23 protein-coding genes are annotated in these 23267 nt (G+C 69.7%); 10 read left to right on the top strand and 13 right to left on the bottom strand.

The genetic code is table 11. The annotated features are described in order from the left end of the window. Positions 1 to 8: 8 nt before the first annotated feature. The 3 genes from EL338_RS05025 to mca are packed head-to-tail and all read right to left on the bottom strand — an operon-like array spanning position 9 to position 3149. Positions 9 to 2000, bottom strand: coding sequence for a thioredoxin domain-containing protein (locus EL338_RS05025; protein ID WP_126332720.1), 1992 nt, complete (start codon positions 1998 to 2000; stop codon positions 9 to 11). Next, complete coding sequence (locus EL338_RS05020) at positions 1981 to 2274, bottom strand: hypothetical protein (protein ID WP_126332719.1); 294 nt, start codon at positions 2272 to 2274, stop codon at positions 1981 to 1983. Before EL338_RS05020 ends, EL338_RS05025 begins: the two co-directional genes overlap by 20 nt. Continuing rightward, a complete protein-coding gene (gene mca, locus EL338_RS05015; protein ID WP_126332718.1) occupies positions 2271 to 3149 on the bottom strand; it encodes a mycothiol conjugate amidase Mca in 879 nt (292 codons plus the stop codon). The genes EL338_RS05020 and mca overlap by 4 nt, the downstream gene beginning before the upstream one ends. Positions 3150 to 3286: 137 nt before the next feature. Here mca and EL338_RS05010 point away from each other — a divergent pair, with 137 nt between their 5' ends. The 3 genes from EL338_RS05010 to EL338_RS05000 all read left to right on the top strand — a co-directional run bounded on the left by EL338_RS05010 (position 3287) and on the right by EL338_RS05000 (position 5187). Continuing rightward, a complete protein-coding gene (locus EL338_RS05010) occupies positions 3287 to 3733 on the top strand; it encodes a DUF4307 domain-containing protein (protein ID WP_126332717.1) in 447 nt (148 codons plus the stop codon). Positions 3734 to 3988: 255 nt separating this feature from the next. Next, positions 3989 to 4483, top strand: a complete 495-nt coding sequence (gene greA, locus EL338_RS05005; RefSeq protein WP_126332716.1) for a transcription elongation factor GreA — start codon at positions 3989 to 3991, stop codon at positions 4481 to 4483. A 44-nt stretch (positions 4484 to 4527) separates the two neighbouring features. Then, positions 4528 to 5187 (top strand): GOLPH3/VPS74 family protein, encoded by a 660-nt coding sequence (locus EL338_RS05000; protein WP_126332715.1) that lies wholly within the window; start codon positions 4528 to 4530, stop codon positions 5185 to 5187. Between the two features lie 6 nt (positions 5188 to 5193). Here EL338_RS05000 and EL338_RS04995 read toward each other — a convergent pair whose 3' ends face one another. The 4 genes from EL338_RS04995 to EL338_RS04980 form a co-directional block, all read right to left on the bottom strand. Beyond that, positions 5194 to 6369, bottom strand: a complete 1176-nt coding sequence (locus tag EL338_RS04995; protein WP_126332714.1) for a cystathionine gamma-synthase — start codon at positions 6367 to 6369, stop codon at positions 5194 to 5196. Between the two features lie 98 nt (positions 6370 to 6467). Beyond that, positions 6468 to 7412, bottom strand: a complete 945-nt coding sequence (locus EL338_RS04990) for a DUF2189 domain-containing protein (protein ID WP_126332713.1) — start codon at positions 7410 to 7412, stop codon at positions 6468 to 6470. Between the two features lie 89 nt (positions 7413 to 7501). Further along, positions 7502 to 8908 (bottom strand): cystathionine beta-synthase, encoded by a 1407-nt coding sequence (locus EL338_RS04985; RefSeq protein WP_126332712.1) that lies wholly within the window; start codon positions 8906 to 8908, stop codon positions 7502 to 7504. A gap of 58 nt (positions 8909 to 8966) precedes the next feature. Continuing rightward, a complete protein-coding gene (locus tag EL338_RS04980; RefSeq protein ID WP_126332711.1) occupies positions 8967 to 10019 on the bottom strand; it encodes an alpha/beta hydrolase in 1053 nt (350 codons plus the stop codon). 214 nt (positions 10020 to 10233) lie between these two features. Here EL338_RS04980 and EL338_RS04975 point away from each other — a divergent pair, with 214 nt between their 5' ends. Together EL338_RS04975 and EL338_RS04970 are read left to right on the top strand one after the other, a co-directional pair. Continuing rightward, entirely contained in the window at positions 10234 to 11190 is a 957-nt protein-coding gene (locus EL338_RS04975) for an SGNH/GDSL hydrolase family protein (RefSeq protein WP_126332710.1), read from the top strand. Positions 11191 to 11226: 36 nt separating this feature from the next. Further along, positions 11227 to 12444 (top strand): acetyl-CoA C-acetyltransferase, encoded by a 1218-nt coding sequence (locus EL338_RS04970; protein ID WP_126332709.1) that lies wholly within the window; start codon positions 11227 to 11229, stop codon positions 12442 to 12444. A 68-nt stretch (positions 12445 to 12512) separates the two neighbouring features. On the opposite strand, the gene EL338_RS04965 is transcribed toward EL338_RS04970, so the two are convergent. Then, positions 12513 to 13355 carry a Bax inhibitor-1/YccA family protein gene (locus EL338_RS04965; protein ID WP_126332708.1) on the bottom strand — a complete coding sequence of 281 codons (843 nt, stop codon included), beginning with the start codon at positions 13353 to 13355 and terminating at the stop codon, positions 12513 to 12515. Between the two features lie 159 nt (positions 13356 to 13514). Between EL338_RS04965 and EL338_RS04960 the strand changes: the two genes are divergently transcribed. Genes EL338_RS04960 through EL338_RS04950 form a run of 3 tightly spaced genes read left to right on the top strand, consistent with a single transcriptional unit; the run spans position 13515 to position 17118 of the window. Further along, complete coding sequence (locus EL338_RS04960; protein ID WP_276005755.1) at positions 13515 to 14588, top strand: enoyl-CoA hydratase/isomerase family protein; 1074 nt, start codon at positions 13515 to 13517, stop codon at positions 14586 to 14588. A 13-nt stretch (positions 14589 to 14601) separates the two neighbouring features. After that, positions 14602 to 15378 (top strand): enoyl-CoA hydratase, encoded by a 777-nt coding sequence (locus EL338_RS04955; protein ID WP_126332707.1) that lies wholly within the window; start codon positions 14602 to 14604, stop codon positions 15376 to 15378. A 9-nt stretch (positions 15379 to 15387) separates the two neighbouring features. Then, positions 15388 to 17118 (top strand): alpha/beta hydrolase, encoded by a 1731-nt coding sequence (locus EL338_RS04950; RefSeq protein WP_126332706.1) that lies wholly within the window; start codon positions 15388 to 15390, stop codon positions 17116 to 17118. Here the strand turns inward: EL338_RS04950 and EL338_RS04945 are convergent. Both EL338_RS04945 and EL338_RS04940 read right to left on the bottom strand, forming a co-directional pair. Next, positions 17083 to 17505 (bottom strand): rhodanese-like domain-containing protein, encoded by a 423-nt coding sequence (locus EL338_RS04945; RefSeq protein ID WP_163792023.1) that lies wholly within the window; start codon positions 17503 to 17505, stop codon positions 17083 to 17085. The genes EL338_RS04950 and EL338_RS04945 overlap by 36 nt on opposite strands. After that, a complete protein-coding gene (locus EL338_RS04940) occupies positions 17489 to 18028 on the bottom strand; it encodes a cysteine dioxygenase (protein ID WP_179967163.1) in 540 nt (179 codons plus the stop codon). The genes EL338_RS04945 and EL338_RS04940 overlap by 17 nt, the downstream gene beginning before the upstream one ends. Before the next feature lie 160 nt (positions 18029 to 18188). Here EL338_RS04940 and lpqV point away from each other — a divergent pair, with 160 nt between their 5' ends. Beyond that, complete coding sequence (gene lpqV, locus EL338_RS04935) at positions 18189 to 18644, top strand: lipoprotein LpqV (protein WP_126332704.1); 456 nt, start codon at positions 18189 to 18191, stop codon at positions 18642 to 18644. 7 nt (positions 18645 to 18651) lie between these two features. Then, positions 18652 to 19650, top strand: coding sequence for a patatin-like phospholipase family protein (locus EL338_RS04930; RefSeq protein WP_126332703.1), 999 nt, complete (start codon positions 18652 to 18654; stop codon positions 19648 to 19650). Here the strand turns inward: EL338_RS04930 and EL338_RS04925 are convergent. Genes EL338_RS04925 through EL338_RS04915 form a run of 3 tightly spaced genes read right to left on the bottom strand, consistent with a single transcriptional unit; the run spans position 19639 to position 23208 of the window. Continuing rightward, positions 19639 to 20493: a patatin-like phospholipase family protein gene (locus EL338_RS04925; RefSeq protein ID WP_126332702.1), complete on the bottom strand. Its 855-nt coding sequence runs from the start codon at positions 20491 to 20493 to the stop codon at positions 19639 to 19641. The genes EL338_RS04930 and EL338_RS04925 overlap by 12 nt on opposite strands. Further along, positions 20486 to 21544 carry an NAD(P)H-dependent amine dehydrogenase family protein gene (locus EL338_RS04920; RefSeq protein WP_126332701.1) on the bottom strand — a complete coding sequence of 353 codons (1059 nt, stop codon included), beginning with the start codon at positions 21542 to 21544 and terminating at the stop codon, positions 20486 to 20488. Before EL338_RS04920 ends, EL338_RS04925 begins: the two co-directional genes overlap by 8 nt. 32 nt (positions 21545 to 21576) lie before the next feature. Beyond that, entirely contained in the window at positions 21577 to 23208 is a 1632-nt protein-coding gene (locus EL338_RS04915; protein WP_126332700.1) for a long-chain fatty acid--CoA ligase, read from the bottom strand. Positions 23209 to 23267: the final 59 nt, after the last annotated feature.

Raw genomic sequence — 23267 nt, 5'->3', positions numbered from 1 at the left:
CCGCTACGCTACACGGACGCCTCGAGCGCGGCAGCGAGTTCCCGGACGTCGGTCACCGGCAGGTCGCAGACCGTCCCGCGGCACACGTAGGCGGCGTCCGCGCCGCCGACCCGGTCCCGTCCCGCGAGCAGTTCCGAGGAGTCCACCGCACCGCCGACGACGACGGTGCCGCCCGGGGCCAGCCGGCGCGCGGCGGCCAGCAGTGCGGAGTCCGGCGCGTCGACGGCCACGGCGATCTGCAGCGGACCGCGCACCGCGGCCTCGGCCACCGCCAGCCAGTGCCCGGCCGAGCGGGCGGCGCGCGCCAGCACCGGGGTATGCACCGCGAGGGTCTCGGTGGCCGCACGCAGATAGCGCCCGGCGCGGCCGCCGTCGACCAGATGCGCGGCGGTCAGCAGCGCCTCGGCCAGCAGCGAGGCCCCGGCGGGGGTGGCCCCGTCGATCGGGTCCGAGGGACGCAGCACCAGTCGCTCGGCGTCGTCGGCGGTGTCGAACCAGCGGCCCGGACGCTCCGGATCGCCGAAATGCGCCAGCGCCGTGTCGATCAGTCCCGCCGCCGAATCCAGCCAATGTTGCTGCGCGGTCAGCTGATACAGCGTCAGCAGGCCGGTCGCCAGGGCCGCGTAATCCTCCAGGATGGCCGCGCTGTCCCCCACCTGCCCGCCGAGGCCGGCGCGACGCAGCCGCCCGTCCACCAGGTGCAGGTCCAGCACCGCGCGGGCGCAGCGCGCCGCGGCCTCGAGCAGGTCCGGACGCTCCAGCGCGACGGCGGCGTCGGCGAGCGCGGTGATGGCCAGCCCGTTCCACGCGGTGACCACCTTGGCGTCGCGGCCCGGCTGCACGCGCTCGGCGCGGGCGGCCAGCAGCGCCGCGCTGACCCGCCGCAGTCGCCCGGTGTCCTCGGGGTCGGCCGGCAGCTGCAGCACCGAGGCGCCACCTTCGAAGGTGCCCGCCGGGGTGACGGCGAAAACCTCTGCGGCCCATCGCCCGTCGTCGGGTCCGAGGACGGCGGTCAGCTGTTCGGGGGTCCACACGTAGGTCGAGCCCTCGCTGCCGTCGGCGTCGGCGTCCAGCGAGGAAAAGAACATGCCGTCGGCCGACAGGTCGCGCAGCAGGAAGTCCGCGGTCTGCCCGGCCACCCGCCGCGCCAGCGGATCGGCGGTGCGACGCGCCCAGTGCGCGTAGGCCCGCAACAACAGGGCATTGTCGTACAGCATCTTCTCGAAATGCGGTACCACCCAGGCGTTGTCGACGCTGTAGCGGGCAAAGCCACCGGCCAGCTGATCGTGGATACCGCCGCGCGCCATGGCCGCACCGGCACGCTGCACCGCGGCGAGTGCCTGCGCCGAACCGGTGCGCTCGTAGTGGCGCAGCAGGGCCTCCAGCAACCCCGCCGGCGGGAACTTCGGCGCGCCACCGAAGCCACCGCGCACGGTGTCCTCGTCGGCGAGCACCGCGGCCACCGCGGCATCGCACAGTTGCGCCGACACCGGCGGCCCCTCGGCCGGCAGCGCGCTCGCCATCTTGCGCAACTCGCCGGAGATCTGGTCGGAGGCCTGTTCGACCTCGTCGCGCCGCGAACGCCAGGTGTCCTCGACCGCCGAAAGCAACTGCAGAAACTGCTCTTTCGGGTAGTAGGTGCCGGCGAAGAAAGGCCGCCCGTCCGGGGTGAGGAAGCAGGTCATGGGCCAGCCGCCCTGACCGGTCAACGCCACGGTGGCGTTCATGTAGACCGCGTCGAGGTCGGGGCGTTCCTCGCGATCGACCTTGATGCACACGAAACCGGCGTTCATCGCCGCGGCCACCGCGTCGTCCTCGAAGGATTCGTGGGCCATCACGTGGCACCAGTGACAGGCGGCGTAACCGATCGACAGCAGGATCGGCACATCGCGGCGCGCGGCCTCGGCCAGAGCCTCCGGTGTCCACTCCCACCAGTGCACCGGGTTGTCGGCGTGCTGGCGGAGGTAGGGACTGGTGGCGTCAGCCAGGCGGTTGACCACCGGACTCCCGGGGTTCGTCGCCGACGGGGTGGTCGAGGACGATCGCGGCGGTGCCCTCGTCGACGGCCTGGTCGGGTTCGGGGTGCTCGGGGTCGAACGACTCCGGCAGATTCTTGAGGTGCCGGTTCATCGACCACACCAGACCGAACGTGCCGATCAGCAGCAGCACCACGATCAGCAGCCCGAACGGACTGGCCTTACCGAAATCCGGACCGGTGTTGCGCGGTCCCTCCTGGGCCAGCAGCGTCATCCCGGCCAGCAGCACGGTCGTCATGATTTGGTCTCCGGTTCGATCCCCGCGAACAGATCGGTCTCCGGCAGGGTGACCGGGACCCGCGAACGCGCCAATTCGAACTCCTCGGTGGGCCACAGCCGCTGCTGCCACTCGATGGGGGCGGTGAAGAAGTCGCCCACCGGGTCGATCTGGGTGGCGTGCGCGCGCAGGGCGTCGTCACGCTGTTCGAAGTACTCCGCGCATTCGACCCGGGTGGTCACCCGGTTGGCGAACACGTCGTTGTCCGGGTCCCAGTGCTTCAGCCACTTCTCGAAGGGGCCGACCCGGCCGTGGTTGGTGAACTCGTCCTGCAGCAGCTGCATCCGCTGCCGCAGGAAACCGTGGTTGTAGTAGAGCTTGAGCACGTCCCAGGGCTCGCCGGCGTCCGGGAATCGGTGGTGGTCGCCGGCCGCCTCGTAGGCCGCGACCGACACCTGGTGGCAGCGGATGTGGTCGGGGTGCGGGTAGCCGCCGTTCTCGTCGTACGTGGTCATCACGTGCGGGCGGAACTCCCTGATCACCTTGACCAGTCGCTCGGTCGCTTCCTCGAGCGGCACCAACGCAAAACACCCTTCCGGCAGCGGGGGCAGCGGATCGCCTTCCGGCAGTCCCGAGTCTACGTATCCCAGCCAGGTGTGTTCGACCCCGAGGATCTCGGCGGCCTTGGCCATCTCATCACGGCGGATCTCGGCAATGCGACCGTGCACGTCCGGCAGATCCATCGCCGGGTTCAGGATGTCGCCGCGCTCGCCGCCGGTCAGCGACACGACCATCACCCGGTGCCCCTCGGCGGCGTAGCGCGCGGTCGTGGCAGCACCCTTGCTGGACTCATCGTCCGGATGGGCGTGCACCGCCATCAGCCGCAGTTCGGTCACCGTGCGCCTTCGCTCGTTCTCGTTGCATTCGCGGCCCGCTTCGGGCACGCATTACTCTCAAGTGTCGGTGGCCATGATCCCATTCCGGCCATCGGTCACCCACACCCGATCCCCCAGCAGAGACGTACCCCACACCTATGGCGAACCCTTCCGAGCCCACCGTCGTCGCCGCCCGTCCGGAATCCCGGTACGGCAAGCCGCGGCGCGGCCCGAGCCGCACGGTCCTCGCGGTGCTGGCGGTGCTGGTCGTCGCCCTGGGCCTGTTGATCGCGTGGGCCGGTTACCAGCGCCTGGGCACCAGCGACGTCAAGGGCGAACTCGCCAGCTTCGAACTGATCGACGATCGGACCGTCGAGGTGACCCTCAGCGTCACCCGCGAGGACCCGTCACAGCCGGTGGTCTGCATCGTGCGGGGCCGCTCGCTCGACGGTAGCGAGACCGGCCGTCGCGAACTGCTCGTCGAACCCTCGACCGAGAAGACAGTGCAGGTCAGAGCGCTGGTGAAGACCACCCGCCCGCCCGTGGTAGGCGACGCCTACGGTTGCGGAACCGACATTCCGGACTACCTTCGGGCACCGTGGTGAGCACCGCGCGGCACCGGCATTTCGGTGACCCGCCGGCCAACCGCCGGCATCGCAACCGTAAAGCCTGATCGACGCCACAGTGGTATGCTTCACACATACACGGTTCCTGCTGGGACCGTGTATTGCTTCTTTAGCGCGTCGATCGCGGCTCTGAGACGGCAATACACGCGGAAGCCCGCATGCCCCGGCAGCGACGACGACAGGCAGATCGCCAACGCGGACAGCGCGGACCAACAACTCGAGGAGCGCGAGGACATGACTGATACCGACGTCACCTGGCTGACCCAGGACTCTTACGACCGGTTGAAGGCCGAGCTGGACCAGCTGATCGCCAACCGTCCCGTCATCGCGGCGGAGATCAACGACCGCCGTGAGGAGGGTGACCTCCGCGAGAACGGTGGCTATCACGCGGCCCGCGAGGAACAGGGCCAGCAGGAGGCCCGCATCCGGCAGCTGCAGGACCTGCTGAGCAACGCCAAGGTCGGCGAGGCGCCCACCCAGTCCGGCGTCGCGCTGCCCGGCTCGGTGGTCAAGGTCTACTACGACGGCGACGAGTCGGACACCGAGACCTTCCTGATCGGCACCCGCGAGCAGGGCGTCAACGACGGCGAGCTCGAGGTGTACTCCCCCAGTTCGCCGCTCGGCGGCGCGCTGCTCGAGGCGAAGGTCGGCGAGACCCGCACCTACACCGTGCCCAACGGCAACACCGTCAAGGTCACGCTGATCAGCGCCGAGCCGTACCGGGGCTGACCGCCCGTCGGGCGCTGACGCGCCCGTCGAATTACCCTCGCCGCATGGCCGTCATCGCCGACGAGCTGCTTTTGCTGCTGCTGGACAACGCGGCAGCCAAACCGGCTCTCGACCCGTCCCGCCGTCGACGGCTACTGGCCGCGGCGGTGCTGCTCGATCTGGCCTATGACTTTCGGCTCCGCCCGGCCGCCCCCGACGAGCCGGTGCCGGAGGGACGGTTGATCGCGCAAGCGGGTCCTGACGACGGCAACCCCACCTCAAGCTGGGCCTGGCAGCGACTGGCCCGCCGACCCGTCACCCCGAAGACCGCCGTCGCGGCGCTGCAGCGCCGGGTCGAGGACAGGCTGCTGACCCAGCTGGAGCACACCGGACAGCTGCGGCGAACACCGGTGTACACCAAGAGATTTCGTCGTGATCACGTGTGGGTGCTGACGGATCGCAACCGCGCGCTGCAGGTGCGCTCCCGCACACTCGCCGCGCTGGTTCGAGACGTCACGCCCACCCCGCCGACCGCGGCGCTGATCACCCTGCTGCACGCCGTCGACGGGATCGAGGAACTGTTCTCGTTCGACGGCCGGGCCCGACGGTGGGTGCATCATCGGGTCGGCGAAATCGCCAGTGGCAGTTGGGTTGCCACCGACAGCGAGTTCGCCGAGGTGAATCTCGCCGTCACCGCCGCGATGGTGTGCTCGGCGCTGCACTGAGGCCCGTCAGTCCTCCAGGGCCTGCTGCAGATCGCCGATCAGGTCGCCGACGTCCTCGATGCCGACCGACAGCCGCACCAGGTCCTCGGGCACCTCGAGTTGCGAACCCGCCGTCGACGCGTGCGTCATGGCACCCGGATGCTCGATGAGCGACTCCACCCCGCCGAGCGACTCGGCCAGGATGAAGATCTCGGTGCGGGCGCACAGTTGACGGGCGGCCTCGATGCCGCCGCGCATCCGCACCGAGATCATCCCGCCGAATCCGGACATCTGCCGCGCGGCGACCTCGTGGCCGGGGTGATCGGGCAACCCCGGGTAGTAGACCTTCTCGACCGCGGCGTGCTCGGCGAGGAATTCGGCCACGGCCGCGGCATTCTCGGAGTGCCGCTGCATCCGCAACACCAACGTCTTGAGGCCGCGCATGGTGAGGTAGGCGTCGAACGGCCCCGGCACCGCGCCGGCACCGTTCTGCAGGAACGCGAAGGCCGTGTCGAGTTCCTCGTCGTCGGTCACCAGCGCGCCGCCGACGACATCGGAGTGCCCGCCGATGTACTTGGTGGTCGAGTGCAACACGATGTGCGCGCCCAGCGACAGCGGCTGCTGCAACGCCGGTGAGGCAAAGGTGTTGTCCACCAGAACCTTTGCGTCGGCCTCGGCGCCGATCGCCGACAGTGCCTCGATATCGGCGATCGACAGTAGCGGGTTGGTGGGCGTCTCGATCCAGATCAGCTTGGTCTGCGGCGTCAGCGCGGCACGCACCGCGTCCGGATCGGACAACGACACCGGGGTGTGGGTGATCCCCCAGTGCGCGAACACCTTGTCGATCAGACGGAACGTGCCGCCGTAGGCGTCGTCGGGGATGACGAGGTGATCGCCGGGGCGCAGCACCGCGCGCAGCACGCAGTCGGTGGCCGCCATCCCGGAGGCGAAGGCGCGGCCGAAGGTGCCGCCCTCCACCGCGGCCAGCGACGCCTCGAGCGCCGCGCGGGTGGGGTTACCGGTGCGGGCGTACTCGAACCCGCCGCGCAGGTTCCCGACGCCGTCCTGGGCGAACGTCGAACTGGCGTAGATGGGGGCGTTGACCGCCCCGGTCGCCGGGTCCGGCCGGTATCCGGCGTGAATGGCGCGGGTGGCCAGCCCCTGCCAGGAGTGTGCGTCGGCCCGACTGCGTTGCTCGCTCATGGCTACCAACCTAGTCGGGCCGACGCAGCGGCTCGCGGAGCCTGCGGAGCGAACCGCGGAGGAGCCCGACCATCGGACCTAGTCGGGCCGGCCGGCCGTCAGGGCAGCGCGGGGGCCACCTCTCCGCCGCTGAGCTTGCGATAGGTGTAGACCTCGAGCAGCACGATGACCGGCACCGCGACCAACAGGCCGACGAAGCACAGCAGCACCCCGACGATCGCCAGCAGGATGGTGACCAGCCACACCAGCAGCACCGCACCGAAGTTGTTCTTCACCAGATCGAAGCTGAACTTCATGGCGTCCACCGGGCGCAGATTGCGGTCCAGCAGCGCCATGGTGGAGAACAGCAGCAGGATGGACACCAGCAGGCCGGGGATGATCCCGAGGATGCCCAGGAACGGCGACACCATGCTCAGCAGCGCGGTGCACACGAACACCGTGACCCCGGTCGCGATACCGACCAGCAGACTCAGGACCGCGAAGGCGCCGATGCGCTGCGGGCGGAAGAACGAACCGATGGTCACCGGCCGTCCGTTGGCGATGTCGAAGGCGCCCACCAGATAGGCCGAGGTGACGGCCGCGCCGACCACGAGAAGCACCAGGTAGCCGATCAGCATCACCACGATGCCGGTCGCGCTGAGGTCGCCCGTCGACGAGAAGCTGAAACCGGCGTCGTAGGACTCGTAGTCGACCGAGTCCGGCGAGGCCACCATCGACAGCCCCTGGAAGATCATCGACACCAGGCTGACGATGGCCAGCGCGATCACCGTCACCACGATCAGCGCCACGGCGTTCCTGGAGAACTTGTGGAACGCCCACGTCACCGCCTCGCCGACGTTGAACGGCCGCGGGCCGAAGCCGGGCGGCGGCGGGTAGCTGCCGAACTGGGGCGGCGCGGGGTAGCCGCCGGGTGGCGGCGGGGGCGGGTAGCCACCGGCCGACGGCGGCGGCGGCGGGTAGCCGCCCGGGGGTGGCGGCGGGTAGTTGCCCTCGGGCGGGGGCGGCGGATATCCGCCGGGCGGAGGTGGCGGGTTTTCAGTCATGAAGCGCCTTCCAGTATGAAATTTGCTGCCAAAACGGCCTAACGCTACCCGAGAACGGCCCCGATTCCGGGCCAATTCAGGCGAGTCCGCTACCGCCGCACGTTCCCGTCGGACAGGAAGCCCAGCAGGTCGCTGCGGGTCAGCACGCCGGCGGGTTTGCCGTCCTCGACCACCATCACCGCATCCCAGTCGCGCAGGGCCTTGGCCGCCTCGACGGCCAGCTCACCGGCACCGACCAGGGGCAGCGCCGGGCTCATGTGCTTGGCGACCGCATCCGCCAGGTGCGCGCGGCCCTCGAACACCGCCGAGAGCAGTTCGCGCTCGGACACGCTGCCGGCCACCTCGCCGGCCATCACCGGCGGTTCGGCACCGACGACGGGCATCTGCGAGACGCCGTACTCGCGCAGGATGCCGATGGCGTCGCGCACGGTTTCCGACGGGTGGGTGTGCACCAGCGCCGGCAGCAGGCCGGACTTGCCGCGCAGCACGTCGCCCACGGTGGGTTCGTTGGTGGAGCCGTCCAGCCGGCTGCGCAGGAAGCCGTAGGACGACATCCACTCGTCGTTGAAGATCTTCGACAGGTAGCCGCGGCCGCCGTCGGGCAGCAGCACGACCACCAGCGAGTCGGGGCCGGCCTTCACGGCCGCCTCGATGGCGGCGACGACGGCCATCCCGCAGGATCCGCCGACCAGCAGCGCCTCCTCGCGGGCCAGCCGCCGCGTCATCTCGAAGGAGTCGGCGTCGGAGACCGCGATGATCTCGTCGGGAACCTTGGGGTCGTAGGCCTGCGGCCAGAAGTCCTCGCCGACGCCCTCGACCAGGTAGGGCCGCCCGGTGCCGCCGGAGTACACCGACCCCTCCGGATCGGCGCCGACGACCTTGACCGGCCCGCCCTCGCGGCCCTGGGAGACTTCCTTGAGGTAGCGCCCCGCGCCGGTGATGGTCCCGCCGGTGCCGACGCCGGCCACGAAGTGGGTGAGCTTGCCGTCGGTGTCCGCCCAGATCTCCGGACCCGTTGTCTCGTAATGACTTTCCGGACCCATCTGGTTCGAGTACTGATCGGGCTTCCAGGCGCCGTCGATCTCCTCGACCAGCCGGTCGGAGACGCTGTAGTAGCTGTCGGGATGCTCGGGCGGCACCGCCGTCGGACAGACCACCACCTCCGCGCCGTACGCGCGCAGGACGTCCTGCTTGTCCTCGCTGACCTTGTCGGGGCACACGAAGATGCACTTGTAGCCGCGCTGCTGGGCCACCAGCGCCAGGCCCACACCGGTGTTGCCGGACGTCGGCTCGACGATGGTGCCGCCGGGCTTGAGCGCACCGCTGGCCTCGGCGGCATCGATCATCTTGATGGCGATGCGGTCCTTGGAACTGCCGCCGGGGTTGAGGTACTCGATCTTGGCGACGACGGTGCCGGCGCCCTCGGGGACCACCGAGTTGAGCCGAACCAGTGGGGTGTTGCCGATGAGTTCACTGATGTGCCGGGCGATCCGCATGCCTCTATCTTGGCCCAGTCGGTTTCCGACGGCAGCAGAGCCCGGGTAATTGCCGGTGCTAGCCCGTCGCCTCGCGGATGTAGGCGCCGATCTGCCGCAGGGACCGCGTCGCCTCGGGGATCAGCGGCGCCCCGAGTTGGAAGTCGTGGATCTGGCCGCGCCACACCCTGACCTCGGTCGGTACGCCCGCGGCCGCCAGCCGGCGCGCCGCCAGCCGGGCGTCGTGCAGCAGCACCTCGGAGCCGGACACGTGGATGAGGGTCCGCGGCAGTCCCGGCTCGATGTGGTCCAGCGGCTCGTAGATCTGTTCGGGCTCGCCGTCGACGACGCGCTTGGCCGCGGCCTTGGCCACCAGGCTGACCAACGCGTCGAACGCCCGCGGCGGGAACATCGCGTCGGTCCGCATGTTGGGGTGGGCCTGCTTGGGTTCCTTGGCCAGTTGCAGCAGCGGCGAGATCGCGACCAGGGCCGCGGGCTTCTCGCCCTCGTCCTGCAGGCGCTGCGCCAGCGTCATCGCCAGGTAGCCACCGGCCGAATCACCGGCCAGCACGATCTGCTCCGGGGAGTAGCCGCGCAGCCGCAGCCACTGGTAGGCGTCGCGGCAGTCGTCCACCGCGGAGCCCACCGAATGCTTGGGGATCAGGCGGTAGTTGACCATCAGCACCGGGGAGTCCGCGTACTGCGACAGGGAGATGCCGATGGGCCCGTGCGAGTGCACCCCGCACGTCAGGAACGCGCCGCCGTGCATGTACAAGATGACCCGCCGCTTGCCGTCGGCCGGCAGCACGCCCGGGGCGCGGACCAGCAGGGCGTCGGCGTTCGGCAATTCGACGGTGGCGCGCACCGTGCCGGGCTTGGGCGTCAGCGTGCGCGCCAACTGGTCGACGATGCCGAACGGCCACGGCAGGTGCGGGACGTAGCTGCCGATTGCCAGCACCGGCCGCAGCGTAACCCGGCAGGCCAATGAGGCGAGGTGCGCTCGCAGGCTGGTCTGGGTTTCGACGATCTCTACGGGCGCGCCGTCGCTGACCGGAAATTTCCGTGGACGCCTGGTGCTACCAGCACCGATATGCGCGCGGGATGGGCCGTGAACCTTGCTGGGTGCCGTCATTTCAACACTCCCCTACGTCGTTGTAGTGGCCTGTCTACCCGGGGTTTCGCTGGCGTTCAGCCAGTCCGGATAACTTAGCTTGTCATCTCTTAGAGTTTTAACAATCAACGATGTCGAATTGATACCGCATCCGATATCCGGCCGTGACCGCGGGCTCCGACGCACGCCACCAGCAATCCCGGGAAGCCTCAGCGTCACCAGTAAGCTCGGCACCGTGGGCATACGCGGATCGCGTCGGTCGACGCTGGCATTGGCGGCAGTGGGCGCTCTGGCTTCCACGGGCGTGGGCGTGGTGAGCGCGCGCAATCTGCTCACCGGCCAGGCCGATCAGGCGCGTCAGGTCATCCCCAAGTCGTGGGACATCCCGCCGCGGGCCGACGGCGTCTATGCGCCCAGCGGCGGACCGGTCGAGCGCTGGGAGCACGACGTCCCCTTCGATCTGCATTTGATGGTCTTCGGCGACTCGACGGCCACCGGCTACGGCTGCCACGACGCCGAGGAAGTCCCCGGGGTGCTGCTCGCCCGCGGGCTGGCCGAGCGGTCGGGTAAGCGAATCCGGCTCGACACCAAGGCGATTGTGGGCGCCACGTCGAAGGGGCTGTCCGGTCAGGTCGATGCGATGTTCGTGGCGGGCCCGCCGCCCGATGCGGCCGTCATCATGATCGGCGCCAACGACATCACCGCGCTCAACGGCATCGGCGCGTCGGCGCGGCGGCTCGGCGACGCGGTCAAACGGCTGTGCGCCAGCGGTGCCGTCGTCATCGTGGGCACCTGCCCGGACTTCGGCATCATCACCGCGATTCCGCAGCCGCTGCGCTGGGTGACCCGCCGCCTCGGCCTGTGGCTGGCGCGGGCGCAGGCCTCCGCGGTGCGCGCGGCCGGGGGCGTGCCGGTGCCGTTCGCCGACCTGTTGTCGCCCGAGTTCCTCAAGGATCCGGAGTCGCTGTTCTCCGACGACCGCTATCACCCGTCGGCGGCCGGCTACGAGCTCGCGGCCCAGCAGCTGCTGCCGGCGCTGTGTTACGCGCTCGGCGAGCATTCCGGTGCGCTGCCGTGGGAATCCGAGGGCGCCGAGAACCGCTCGCTGGGCGCGCGACTGCGGCTGCTGGCCCGCCGCTGGCCGCGCCGCACCACCGGGGTGCCCGCGCCGCTGGTCGTCACCGCGCGTTAGCGTTTGCACCTAACCCGTCTGTGTTAGGAGTACGTCATGCCCGAAGCTGTCATCGTCGCCACCGCCCGCTCCCCGATCGGTCGCGCCGTCAAGGGATCGCTGGCCACCATGCGTCCTGACGACCTGGCCGCCCAGATGGTCCGCGCGGCGCTGGACAAGGTGCCCTCGTTGGATCCGCGCGACGTCGACGATCTGATGATGGGCTGTGCGCAGCCCGCGGGCGAGGCGGGCTACAACATCGCGCGGGCGGTCGCCGTCGAACTCGGTTACGACTTCATGCCCGGCACCACGGTCAACCGGTACTGCTCGTCGTCGCTGCAGACCACCCGGATGGCGTTCCACGCGATCAAGGCCGGCGAGGGCGACGTGTTCATCTCCGCGGGCGTGGAGACGGTGTCGCGGTTCGGGGTCGGTTCCGCCGACGGGGCGCCGAACTCGAAGAACCCCCTGTTCGCCGAGGCGCAGGCCCGCACCGCCAAGCAGGCCGAGGGCGCCGACGAGTGGCACGACCCCCGCGACGACGGCAACATCCCGGACGTCTACATCGCCATGGGCCAGACCGCCGAGAACGTCGCGCTGCACACCGGCATCAGCCGCGAGGATCAGGACCGCTGGGGTGTGCGCAGCCAGAACCGCGCCGAGGAGGCCATCAAGAGCGGGTTCTTCGCGCGCGAGATCTCCCCGGTGACACTTCCCGACGGCACCGTGGTCTCGACCGACGACGGCCCCCGCGCCGGCACCACCTACGAGGCCGTCTCGCAGCTCAAGCCCGTCTTCCGGCCCAATGGGACGATCACCGCGGGCAACGCCTGCCCGCTCAACGACGGCGCCGCGGCCGTGGTCATCATGAGCGACACCAAGGCCAAGGAACTGGGCCTGACCCCGCTGGCCCGCGTCGTGTCCACAGGTGTGTCCGGGTTGTCGCCGGAGATCATGGGTCTCGGCCCCATCGAGGCCGTGAAGAAAGCGCTGGCCGGCGCGAAGATGACGATCAGCGACATCGACCTCTACGAGATCAACGAGGCCTTCGCCGTCCAGGTGCTCGGCTCGGCGCGCGAACTCGGCATGGACGAGGACAAGCTCAACATCTCCGGTGGCGCCATCGCGTTGGGCCACCCGTTCGGGATGACCGGCGCGCGGATCACCGCGACCCTGCTGAACAACCTGACCACCCAGGACAAGTCGCTGGGCATCGAGTCGATGTGCGTCGGCGGCGGCCAGGGCATGGCGATGGTGCTGGAGCGCCTCTCCTGATTTCCCGGTGCACCCCGCACACGAAAAACGGCCCGGCGCGGACGCCGGGCCGTTTTTCGTTGAAGTAGCTAGTCGCTCTGGAAGTAGCTGAGCAACCGCAGGATCTCGATGTACAGCCACACCAGGGTGACGGTCAGACCGAGGGCGATGCCCCAGCCCGCCTTCTCCGGAGCACCGGCGCGGATCATCTGGTCGGCCGCATCGAAGTCGATGAGGAAGCTGAACGCCGCCAGCCCGATGCACAGCAGCGAGAAGCCGATGGCCAGCATGCCGCCGTCGCGCAGGCCAAGGCCGGCACCGCCGTTGAGGCCGAAGATCGCGGCCCCGAAGTTGGCCAGCATCAGGACCAGCACGCCGATCATGCCGGCGACGATCATCCGGGTGAACTTCGGCGTGACCCGGATGGCACCGGTCTTGTAGACGACCAGCATGCCGAAGAAGACACCCAGGGTGCCGATGACGGCCTGCAGGATCATCGCGCCGCCGCCGCTGGACATCAGGTTGGCGAAGATGAACGAGATGGCGCCGAGGAACAGGCCCTCGAGGGCCGCGTAGCTCAGCACGATCGCCGGGTTGTCCTGCTTACGCCCGAAGGTCGCGAACAGCACCAGGCCCAGCCCGCCGAGCGCACCGATCAGCGCGAACGGCGTCGCCAGGGCCAGGTTGGCCGAGACGAGGAAATAGGAGATGACACCCACCACGGAGAGCACGGCGAGCGTGATTCCGGTCTTGGTGACGACATCGTCAATGGTCAGCGGCCGCGAAACACCGCGCTGCTGATCTAGTTGGGGCTCGTAACCCTGCTGTACCTGCGCTGCCGCAGCGGCGCCGGCCACACCAGAGCCGAATGTCGCGTACCCGCCCTGCTGCTTGGGCAGCGAGCGAAATACCGGATTGCTGGTTTCCCGCACCGTCGGTTCCTTTCCTGTGAGGTCCCTGGAAGTCTGACACGAACACTGGTCCAACGAATAGATACCCGGCCAGGTTCCGGGTAGCGCGAAGATTTCTGCAGTCAATCCTCCTCGGAACCGGGCGGGGGCGCCACCCGGCGTTCACCCGGCGATACTAGGATGTCCAACCAAATAGCTCATCCCCCACGAACAGGACGAATCCGCGTGACCGACGAGATCCTCACCCGCGTCGAGAACGGCGTCGGGATCCTGACGCTGAACCGACCCAAGGCCATCAACTCGTTGACCCAGACCATGGTCGACGTGCTCAACGAGAAGCTCACCGCGTGGGCCTCCGACGACGCCATCCGCGCCGTGCTGGTCGACGGTGCCGGCGAGCGCGGCCTGTGCGCCGGCGGTGACGTGGTGGCGCTCTATCACAGCGCCCGCGCCGACGGCAGCGCCGCCCGCAAGTTCTGGTTCGACGAGTACCAGATGAACGCGCTGATCGGCGAGTATCCCAAGCCCTACATCGCCCTGATGGACGGCATCGTCATGGGCGGCGGCGTGGGTGTCGCCGGGCACGGCGACGTCCGCGTGGTCACCGACACCACCAAGATGGCCATGCCCGAGGTGGGCATCGGCTTCATCCCCGATGTCGGCGGCACCTATCTGCTGTCCCGCTCGCCCGGCGCGCTGGGCCTGTACGCGGCGCTGACCGGGTCCCCGTTCTCCGGGGCCGACGCGATCGCGCTCGGCTTCGCCGATCACTTCGTCCCGCACGACAAGCTCGCCGAACTGACCGCCGACATCATCGCCGGGGACGTCGACGCCGCGCTGGCCAAGCACGCCACGACGCCGCCGGACAGTGAACTCCTCGCCCAGCAGTCGTGGATCGACGAGTGTTTCGCGGCCGACACCGTCGCCGACATCGTCGCCAACCTGCGCGGCCACGACGCCGGCCCGGCCAACGCCGCGGCCGACGTCATCGCCGGCCGCTCCCCGGTAGCGCTGTCGGTCACCCTGGAATCCGTGCGCCGCACCAAGAAGCTGGACACCCTGCGCGACGCGCTGGTCCAGGAGTACCGCGTCTCGTGCGCCTCGGCGCGCTCGCACGACTTCGTCGAGGGCATCCGCGCGCAGCTCGTCGACAAGGACCGCAACCCGAAGTGGTCGCCGGCCTCGCTGGCCGAGGTCACTGGCGACGACGTCGAAAGCTACTTCGCCCCAGCCGATCCCGACCTGACCTTCTAGAAGGAGTGCACACATGAGCCAGTACGAGACCATCATCGTCGAGCGCGAGGACCGCGTCGCCCTGATCACGCTCAACCGCCCGAAGGCGCTCAACGCGCTGAACAGCCAGGTGATGAACGAAGTCACCGCGGCGGCAAAGGAATTGGACAACGACGCGGGTGTCGGGGCGATTGTCATCACCGGTAGCGAGAAGGCCTTCGCGGCGGGCGCGGACATCAAGGAGATGGCCGACCTGAGCTTCGCCGACGTGTTCGGCTCCGACTTCTTCGCCAAGTGGGGCGAGTTCGCCGGCGTGCGCACCCCCACCATCGCCGCGGTAGCGGGCTACGCGCTCGGCGGCGGCTGCGAGCTGGCCATGATGTGCGACATCCTGATCGCCGCCGACAGCGCCAAGTTCGGTCAGCCGGAGATCAAGCTCGGCGTGCTGCCCGGCATGGGCGGCAGCCAGCGCCTGACCCGCGCCATCGGCAAGGCCAAGGCGATGGACCTGATCCTGACCGGCCGCAACATGGATGCCGAGGAGGCCGAACGCGCCGGGCTGGTGTCTCGCGTCGTGCCCGCGGCCGATCTGCTGTCGGAGGCGAAGTCGGTGGCGGCCACCATCTCCCAGATGTCGCTGTCGGCGGCGCGGATGGCCAAGGAGGCCGTCAACCGCTCGTTCGAGACCACCCTGACCGAGGGCCTGCTCTACGAGCGCCGCATCTTCCACTCCGCGTTCGCCACCGAGGATCAGACCGAGGGCATGGCCGCATTCAGCGAGAAGCGGGCTGCGAACTTCAAACATCGCTAAAGTGCGGGAGTGACCGACGCGGAGGCAACCGATTCCAAGCCGGACAATGCCGTAACCACGGACGCCGTAAACACGGCTGATCCCCCCGAAGCACCGCCGAACGGGCCGTGGTGGGCCCGGCATTACACCTTCTTCGGCACCGCCGTCGGGCTGGCGTTCGTGTTCCTGTCGCTGACCCCGTCGCTGCTGCCCCGCGGCCCGCTGTTCCAGGGGCTCGTCAGCGGCGGCGCCGGGGCGGCCGGCTACCTCATCGGCGTGTTCGCGGTGTGGCTGGTGCGCTATATGCGCGGAAAGGACACCAGCCCAACGGCTCCTGGCTGGGCGTGGCTGGCGCTGCTGATCGTCGGCGTGGCCGGCATGGTCGGCATGCAGTTCCTGTTCCAGCACTGGCAGGACGACGTCCGCGATCTGATGGGCGTGCCGCACCTGCGCTGGTACAACTACCCGCAGGCCGCGCTGCTCGCGGTCATCGTGCTGTTCATCCTGGTCGAGATCGGTCAGCTGGTGCGACGGCTGGTGCTGTTCCTGATCCGGCAGCTCGAACGCGTTGCACCGCCCCGGGTTTCGGGGGTCATCGCGGTGGGCCTGGTGGTCGCGTTGAGCATCGCGTTGCTCAACGGCGTGGTGGCGCGGGTGGCCATGGACTGGCTCAACAGCACTTTCGCGGCGGTCAACGACGAGGACTCCCCGGACAACGCCCCGCCCACCACACCGATGCGCTCCGGCGGCCCGGACTCATTGGTGTCCTGGGAATCGTTGGGGCACCAGGGCCGTATCTTCGTCTCCGGCGGCCCCACCGTCGAGGCCCTGACCGAGTTCAACGGCGAAGCGGGCACCGAGCCCATCCGCGCCTACGCCGGCCTCGGCTCGGCCGACAACGTCCGCGCGACCGCCGAGATGGCCGCCGAGGAACTGGTCCGGGCCGGCGGCCTGGAGCGAGAGGTCATCGCGGTCGCCACCACCACCGGCACCGGCTGGATCAACGAGGCCGAGGCCTCCGCGCTGGAGTACATGTACAACGGCGACACCGCAATCGTGTCCATGCAGTACTCCTTCCTGCCGAGCTGGCTGTCCTTCCTCGTCGACCAGGAGAACGCGCGGCAGGCCGGGCAGGTCCTGTTCGAGGCCGTCGACGAGGTGGTGCGCGCACTGCCCGAGAACGATCGCCCCAAGGTCGTGGTGTTCGGCGAAAGCCTGGGCTCCTTCGGTGGGGAGGCGCCGTTCCTCAGCCTGAACAACCTGGTCGCCCGCACCGACGGCGCGTTGTTCTCCGGGCCGACGTTCAACAACACCATCTGGACCGACCTGACCGCCAACCGCGACGAGGGCTCCCCGATGTGGTTGCCCACCTATGAGAACGGCCAGAACGTGCGCTTCGTCGCGCGCCCCGAAAACCTGAACCGGCCCGACGCGCCGTGGGGCGAACCACGGGTGGTCTACCTGCAGCACGCCTCGGACCCGATCGCCTGGTGGACGCCGGATCTGCTGTTCCGCGAGCCGGATTGGCTCAAGGAGCCGCGCGGCTACGACGTCTCACCGCGCATGCAGTGGATCCCGGTGGTGACGTTCCTGCAGGTGTCCGCGGATATGGCGGTGGCGGTCGACGTCCCCGACGGTCACGGCCACAAGTACGTCAAGGACGCGGTCAACGGCTGGGCGGCGGTGCTGCAGCCGCCCGGCTGGACGCCGGAGAAGACCGAGCGGCTACGGCCGATGGTGCACGCCAACGAGAGCGGCTGAGCACGCTGATCGGACGGCAGTCAGCGCATGGTAGCCGCCGATGACGTCGGTGGCGCGGTGCAACCCCAGGTCCTGCAGCGCCGCCGCAGCCAGGCTCGAGGTGTAGCCCTCCGAGCACAGCACCACCCATTCGACGTCGTCGTCGACGGCCTGCGGGATGCGCGCGTCGCTGGTGGGGTCGCACCGCCACTCCAGCACGTTGCGCTCGATCACCAGCGCGCCGGGCACCTCGCCCTCGGCCGCACGCTGGGCCGCGGGCCGGATGTCGACCAGGACCGCGCCGCGGGCCAGCGCGGCGGGAACCTGGGCGGCGGGCAGCCGGCGCAACCGGGCCCGGGCCGCCTCGAGCACGGCGTCGATGCGGCTCACGCTAGCCCTCCGGCGCATCGGTGAGCTCGGTGCGCTGCCGGTACAACGTGCCCCGATCGGTCACCTCGTAGTAGGACATGGTGGTCAGCCGCGGGGAGTAGGCGTGCACGCTCAGCGTCGGCTGATGGGGTTGGGCACCGACCGGGCTGGGCGCCCAGACCACGTCGTGCACCCAGCCCAGCGGGAACGCGGCCTGATCCCCGGCGGACAGCCGGCGGCGGCGCAGTTGGTCGCCGGTCCAACGGAATTCGTTCAGCGCGCCGGACAGCACCGTCAGCGCGCCCAGCGAATTGCCGTGGTCGTGCAGGTCGGTGGGATGCCCGGGCGCCCAACTGATCAACCACACGTCGAGGTCGTCGTCGGAGTGCAGCCGGGTGAACCAGCGGTCGTCGACGGGCACCCCGCCGGGCGGCAACAGGTGGTCGTAGTGGCCGTCGAGGAAGTCGGCGGCGGCGCGGTCGGTGGCCGCCAGTAGATCGGGCAGCCGCAGCCGCGGCGAATCCGAGACATGGGGATAGGTGGGCAGTACAGCGGTAGACACGGAGGAACTCCTGAAGAAGACGAAACGGGAAAGGGGACGGTCAGCGGGACCGACAACACATCCGATTCGTCATGACAGCCACCATGGCAGGCCCGGGCGGGAAGCGCACGACTTAACCTCACGATGATTCTTCGCGCCCGCGTCGCACTACATTGGTCCAATGCGCAGGTATCACGCCCCGGTCGGGCTCGCGGTGCTGGCGGTCGCGGCGACGCTGAGTGCGGGCTGTTCCTCGGAGGAATCGGCCGCGCCCCCCGAACCGGCGCCGTCGACGTCGTTGTCCGAGACGTCGACCTCCGAACTGCCGGCACCGCCGGCCGAGCCGGTGCCCCCGGGTGCCGTCGGGGTCTCCCCCGCCGGGATCACCACTCGGGTCGACGTGCCGTCGGTCGCGACGGAATCCCAGTACGGCCAGGCCTGCCTGGCGGCCACCCGGTGGATCGAGGCTCAGGGCGGCGACCCGATGGCCCAGGTCGAGCCCTACCTGAAGGTGCTGCAGGAGCCCGGCTTCGCCGATGCGGGCAACTTCCACACCCCCTGGGCGGAGCTGACCCCGGCCCAGCAGGCCGGCGTCATCCTGGCGGTCAACGCCGCGGCCGACGGCCAGTGCGGATAGCAAGATCATGCGGGTAGCTCTGGCGCTGGGCAGTGGCGGTGCGCGCGGCTACGCCCACATCGGGGTCATCCACGAACTGCTCGAGCGCGGACACGACATCGTCGGGGTGGCCGGATCCTCGATGGGCGCGCTGGTCGGCGGCCTGCACGCGGCGGGCAAGCTCGACGAATACACGCTGTGGGCAAGCTCTTTGACGCAGCGCACGGTGCTCCGCCTGCTCGACCCGTCGCTGAGCGCCGCGGGCGTGCTGCGCGCCGGGAAGATCCTCGACGCCGTGCGCGACATCCTCGGCGACGTCACCATCGAGGAACTGCCCATCCCCTACACGGCCGTGTGCACCGACCTGATCGCCGGCAAGTCGGTGTGGCTGCAGCACGGCGCGGTCGACGAGGCCATCCGGGCCTCGATCGCCATCCCGGGCGTCATCTCGCCGCATGTGCACGACGGGCGGCTGCTGGCCGACGGCGGCATCCTCAATCCCATCCCGATGGCGCCGATCGCCTCGGTCAACGCCGACATGACCATCGCCGTCGGCCTGTCCGGCGACGATCCGGAGTCCCGCCGGGCGGCCCGCGAGCGGCCCACCGCCGAGTGGCTCAAGGGCAAGTGGCGCAGCACGTCGTCGCTGCTGGAGTCCAAGGCCGCGCGGTCATTGTTGGAGACGACGACGGGTCGAGCGGTGCTGGGCCGGTTCAGCACGGTCGACGACGACGGCCCCGAATCGAGCGACGACGTCGACCTGCCCGAGTCCGTCGAACCGGCGGTGCCCCGCCTCGGTGGCTTCGAGGTGATGAACCGCACGATCGACATCGCCCAGTCCGCGCTGGCGCGGCACACCCTGGCCGCCTATCCGCCGGATCTCTATATCGAGGTGCCGCGCACGGTGTGCCGCAGCCTGGACTTTCACCGCGCCGACGAGGTCATCGGCATCGGCCAGGAACTGGCGGCCGCCGCCCTGGACACCGTGGCGCCCCGCACGGAGGCGGACCCGGGCTCAGCGGGTTAGGAGCGTCGCGATCCGCGCGGCCTCCCGGTGCCCCTGGGCGCGCCCGGCCCGCGCCGACGGGATCCGGCACGCCGGGTCCAACGGGTTGCGGCCGAAGGCAGCCAACGCGTTCGCGTCGGCGAAAATACCCAGCGCGCTTCCGAATTCGGCGATCTCGTCGGCGGTGGACAGTCCCCACGGCGACGGGGTGTCCACCCCGGACGGCACCAGGACGACGGCGGTCTCGCAGTCCGCGGCGACGGCCATGTTGACGGTGCTCGCGACGCCGCCGTCCATGTAGCGGCGCGCGCCGATAGTCACCGGGGGCCACGCACCGGGCACGGCGCAGCTGGCCGCGACGGCGTCGATCAGCTCGACGCCGGAGCTGCGGTCGAAGGCCACGAGTTCCCCGCTGGCGATGTCGATCGCGGTGAGCCGCAGGTCCCGCTCGGGCCATCGGTGCTCGGGCAGCCGGTGCGCGATGACCTCGCGGCGCACCGCCTCGCTGACGGTGTCGGTCTGCGCGGCCACCGCGCCGATCTTCTGCAGCTTCTCGGCCTTGGTGGCGCCCGGGGTGAGCATGGCGGCCAGGAACAGCTCGGCGATGTCGTCGATGGCCACGCCCGGGTCGATCTCGGCGGACTCGGCGGCCTGCTGGCGCTCAAAGAGCTCCTCGAGCCCCGTCGGGCCGGTGATCTGGGCGCCCACCGCCGAACCGGCCGAGGTTCCCACCACCACTTCCGCGTCCAGCAGCGCGCGGCCCACCTCCGGGGCCGCATCGCAGATCCCCAGCAGCACACCGGTTTCCCAGGCGATGCCGGCCAGCCCACCGCCGCCGAGCACCAACGCGAGGCGCTCAGCCACGGTCGACCGCCAGCCGGGGCGCCGCTTTCCCGGACAGCAGCGGCAGATCCAGATAGGTGGCGACGCCGGGAGCGGCGGCGCACACGGCGGGCACGGAGTTCACGCAGTGCGCCGCGGTGGCGACGATCCCGGTCTCCTCAGGGTCGCCGACCTCGCCCTGGAAGCCCTTGAGGCTCACGGTGAAGTCGGGGTTGCCCTTCACCTCGATCTCATAGCGTTGCCCCTCGGGTCCGAAAGTCCAGGCGGGGTCCAGGTTTTCCTCGCCCATCAGCCAGTTGACCGTGATCCGCACCACCGTCTCGTCGCCGACGACGGCCTCCCAGTGGAACTTTCGGGCCGCCACCTGTCCGGGTTCGATGACCCCCAGCGGCGAATCGATGGGCGCGGTGGCCACCGCGATCTCCTGGCGGGAGCCGATCTTGGGGTCGGCGGCGAACCCGACGGTGTCGACGACCATCTTCACGGCCTGGATGAATCCGCCGTCGAGCAGCTTCTGCATGGGACCGCTCAGCGCCTTGTCCGGGGTGTCCCCGAATCCCATCACGTGCCGCAGCACGTCGGGGGCGTCGTAGGTGCGTAGGTCGGAGAACTCTTCGGCCCGAACGTAAGTCACGGCCGTCGACAGCGCCGAGAGCACCAGCGGGAACTTCTCGCTGATGCCGCCGGGGGCGATGCCGGTGCCGTGCAGCGTGACCCCGCCCGCGCGGGCGGCCTCGACCAGCGGCGCGGCCTGACGCTCGCCGGGATAGACCCAGCCGACCGGGGTCACCACGTTCTTGCCGGAGCGCAGCAGCGCGGCCACCTCGTCGGGGTCGGGCAGCAGCGGCGCGTAGACGACGGCGTCGGCGTCCAGCGCCAGGATCTCCTCGACGCTGTTGGTCGCGGTCACCCCCAGCGGCGCGGTGCCGATCAGTTCGCCGACGTCCTTGCCGTTCTTGTCCGGCGAATGCACCCAGCAGCCGGCCAGTTCGAGCTCGGGATGCTCCAGGATGGCCCGGATCGCGGCGACGCCCACGCCGCCGGTGGCCCATTGCACGACCTTCAACGCCACGCGGCGCCTCCTCATCTTTCGGCGAGCAGAGCTCAGCTGAGCTTCTGGACCTCGTAGGCCCCCTCGGCGTGGCGGGACCGGATGGTCTTCTTGTCGTACTTGCCGACGCTGGTGCGCGGAACCTCGTCGATGAACGTCCAGCGCTCGGGCAGCCACCACCGAACCACCTTGTCGGACAGGAATTCCCGCAGCTCCTCGGCGCTGACCTCGGCGCCCTCCTTGAGCACCACCGCCGCCAGCGGCCGCTCCTCCCACCGGTCGTCGGGCACCCCCACGACCGCGGCGTCGATCACCGCCGGATGCGCGATGAGCTGGTTCTCCAGTTCCACCGAGGAGATCCACTCGCCGCCGGACTTGATCACGTCCTTGGCCCGGTCGGTCAGCGTGACGTAGCCCTGGGTGTCGATGCGTCCGACGTCGCCGGTGCGCAGCCAGCCCGCGACGAACTTCGACGGGTCGGTGTTGCGGTAGTACGAGCTGGTGATCCACGGCCCGCGGACCTCGAGTTCGCCCACCGACTCGTCGTCGTTGGGCAGCTGATTGCCCTCGTCGTCGACGATGCGGGCCTCGACCCCGCACAGCGGCCGGCCCTGCGAGCCGCGCAGTTCCCACTGCTTGTCCTCGGGCGTGCCCGGCGGCGGCCAGGCCACGGTGGCGATCGGCGAGGTCTCGGTCATCCCCCACGCCTGCCGGATGGGGACCCCGAACTTGTCCTCGAAGGTCTGCATCAACGACACCGGGACCGCCGAGCCCCCGCAGGCCACCAGCCGCAGCGACGAGATGTCGTGGCCGGGGTTGTCCAGCAGGTAGTTCATCACGTCGTTCCAGATGGTCGGGACCGCACCGGCCACCGTCGGCTGCTGCGTCTCGATCAGGTCGACCATCGACACGGCGTCCATGTGCCGGTCCGGCATCACCAGGTCGGCGCCGGCCATCAGCGCCGCGTACGGCATGCCCCAGGCGTTGGCGTGGAACATCGGGACGATCGGCAGCGCCCGGTCGGAGAAGCTCAGACCCATCGCGTTGCCGCCGCAGACGGCCATCGAATGCAGGTAGTTGGACCGGTGGCTGTACACCACACCCTTGGGGTGGCCAGTGGTGCCGCTGGTGTAACACATTGCGGCGGCGGAGTTTTCGTCGACATCCGGCCAGTCGAACTCGTCGGACTGCTCGGCGAGCAGGTCGTGGTAACGCAGCACCGTCTTGCCGGCGTCCTCCAGCGGCGCCAGGTCGCCCTCGCCGACGGCGATCACGGTGTGCACGGTTTCCAGCGAGCGCAGCACGCGCCCCAGCACCGGGGCCACCGACAGGTCGACGATGATCACCTGGTCCTCGGCCTCGTAGGCGACGAACTCGATCTGTTCGGGGAACAGCCGGATGTTCAGGGTGTGCAGGACCGCGCCCATCGACGGGATCGCCATGTAGGCCACCAGGTGTTCGGCGTTGTTCCACATGAACGTGCCGACCCGCTGGTCCCCGGTGATGTCGAGCGACCGCAGCGCATTGGCCAGTTGCGCGGCCTCGCGCCCCACCTGCTGGTAGGTGGTGTGCCGGTAGCCACCTTGACCCGTCGCCGTGGTGACCGTGCGGTCCCCGTGCACGCCGGTCGCGTAGCGCAGGATCCCGCCGACGGTCAACGGGAACGGTTCGATGGTGCTCTGCATCGTTGCTTCAGCCCTTCGCGTCAGGGGCCGTTGATCGGCCGGTGCCCTACGCTATCGCC

Origin of the sequence: Mycolicibacterium chitae (assembly GCF_900637205.1) — a bacterium.
Lineage (GTDB): Bacteria > Actinomycetota > Actinomycetes > Mycobacteriales > Mycobacteriaceae > Mycobacterium > Mycobacterium chitae.
This window is presented reverse-complemented; position numbering and strand designations above follow the sequence as displayed.

Excerpts from the sequence above, each read along its gene's own strand:
- EL338_RS05020 (WP_126332719.1), bottom strand. The coding sequence starts at position 2,274 with ATGACGACCGTGCTGCTGGCCGGGATGACGCTGCTGGCCCAGGAGGGA.
- EL338_RS05010 (WP_126332717.1), top strand. The coding sequence starts at position 3,287 with ATGGCGAACCCTTCCGAGCCCACCGTCGTCGCCGCCCGTCCGGAATCC.
- greA (WP_126332716.1), top strand. The coding sequence starts at position 3,989 with ATGACTGATACCGACGTCACCTGGCTGACCCAGGACTCTTACGACCGG.
- EL338_RS05000 (WP_126332715.1), top strand. The coding sequence starts at position 4,528 with ATGGCCGTCATCGCCGACGAGCTGCTTTTGCTGCTGCTGGACAACGCG.
- EL338_RS04995 (WP_126332714.1), bottom strand. The coding sequence starts at position 6,369 with ATGAGCGAGCAACGCAGTCGGGCCGACGCACACTCCTGGCAGGGGCTG.
- EL338_RS04990 (WP_126332713.1), bottom strand. The coding sequence starts at position 7,412 with ATGACTGAAAACCCGCCACCTCCGCCCGGCGGATATCCGCCGCCCCCG.
- EL338_RS04985 (WP_126332712.1), bottom strand. The coding sequence starts at position 8,908 with ATGCGGATCGCCCGGCACATCAGTGAACTCATCGGCAACACCCCACTG.
- EL338_RS04980 (WP_126332711.1), bottom strand. The coding sequence starts at position 10,019 with ATGACGGCACCCAGCAAGGTTCACGGCCCATCCCGCGCGCATATCGGT.
- EL338_RS04970 (WP_126332709.1), top strand. The coding sequence starts at position 11,227 with ATGCCCGAAGCTGTCATCGTCGCCACCGCCCGCTCCCCGATCGGTCGC.
- EL338_RS04960 (WP_276005755.1), top strand. The coding sequence starts at position 13,515 with ATGTCCAACCAAATAGCTCATCCCCCACGAACAGGACGAATCCGCGTG.
- EL338_RS04955 (WP_126332707.1), top strand. The coding sequence starts at position 14,602 with ATGAGCCAGTACGAGACCATCATCGTCGAGCGCGAGGACCGCGTCGCC.
- EL338_RS04945 (WP_163792023.1), bottom strand. The coding sequence starts at position 17,505 with ATGCGCCGGAGGGCTAGCGTGAGCCGCATCGACGCCGTGCTCGAGGCG.
- lpqV (WP_126332704.1), top strand. The coding sequence starts at position 18,189 with ATGCGCAGGTATCACGCCCCGGTCGGGCTCGCGGTGCTGGCGGTCGCG.
- EL338_RS04930 (WP_126332703.1), top strand. The coding sequence starts at position 18,652 with ATGCGGGTAGCTCTGGCGCTGGGCAGTGGCGGTGCGCGCGGCTACGCC.
- EL338_RS04915 (WP_126332700.1), bottom strand. The coding sequence starts at position 23,208 with ATGCAGAGCACCATCGAACCGTTCCCGTTGACCGTCGGCGGGATCCTG.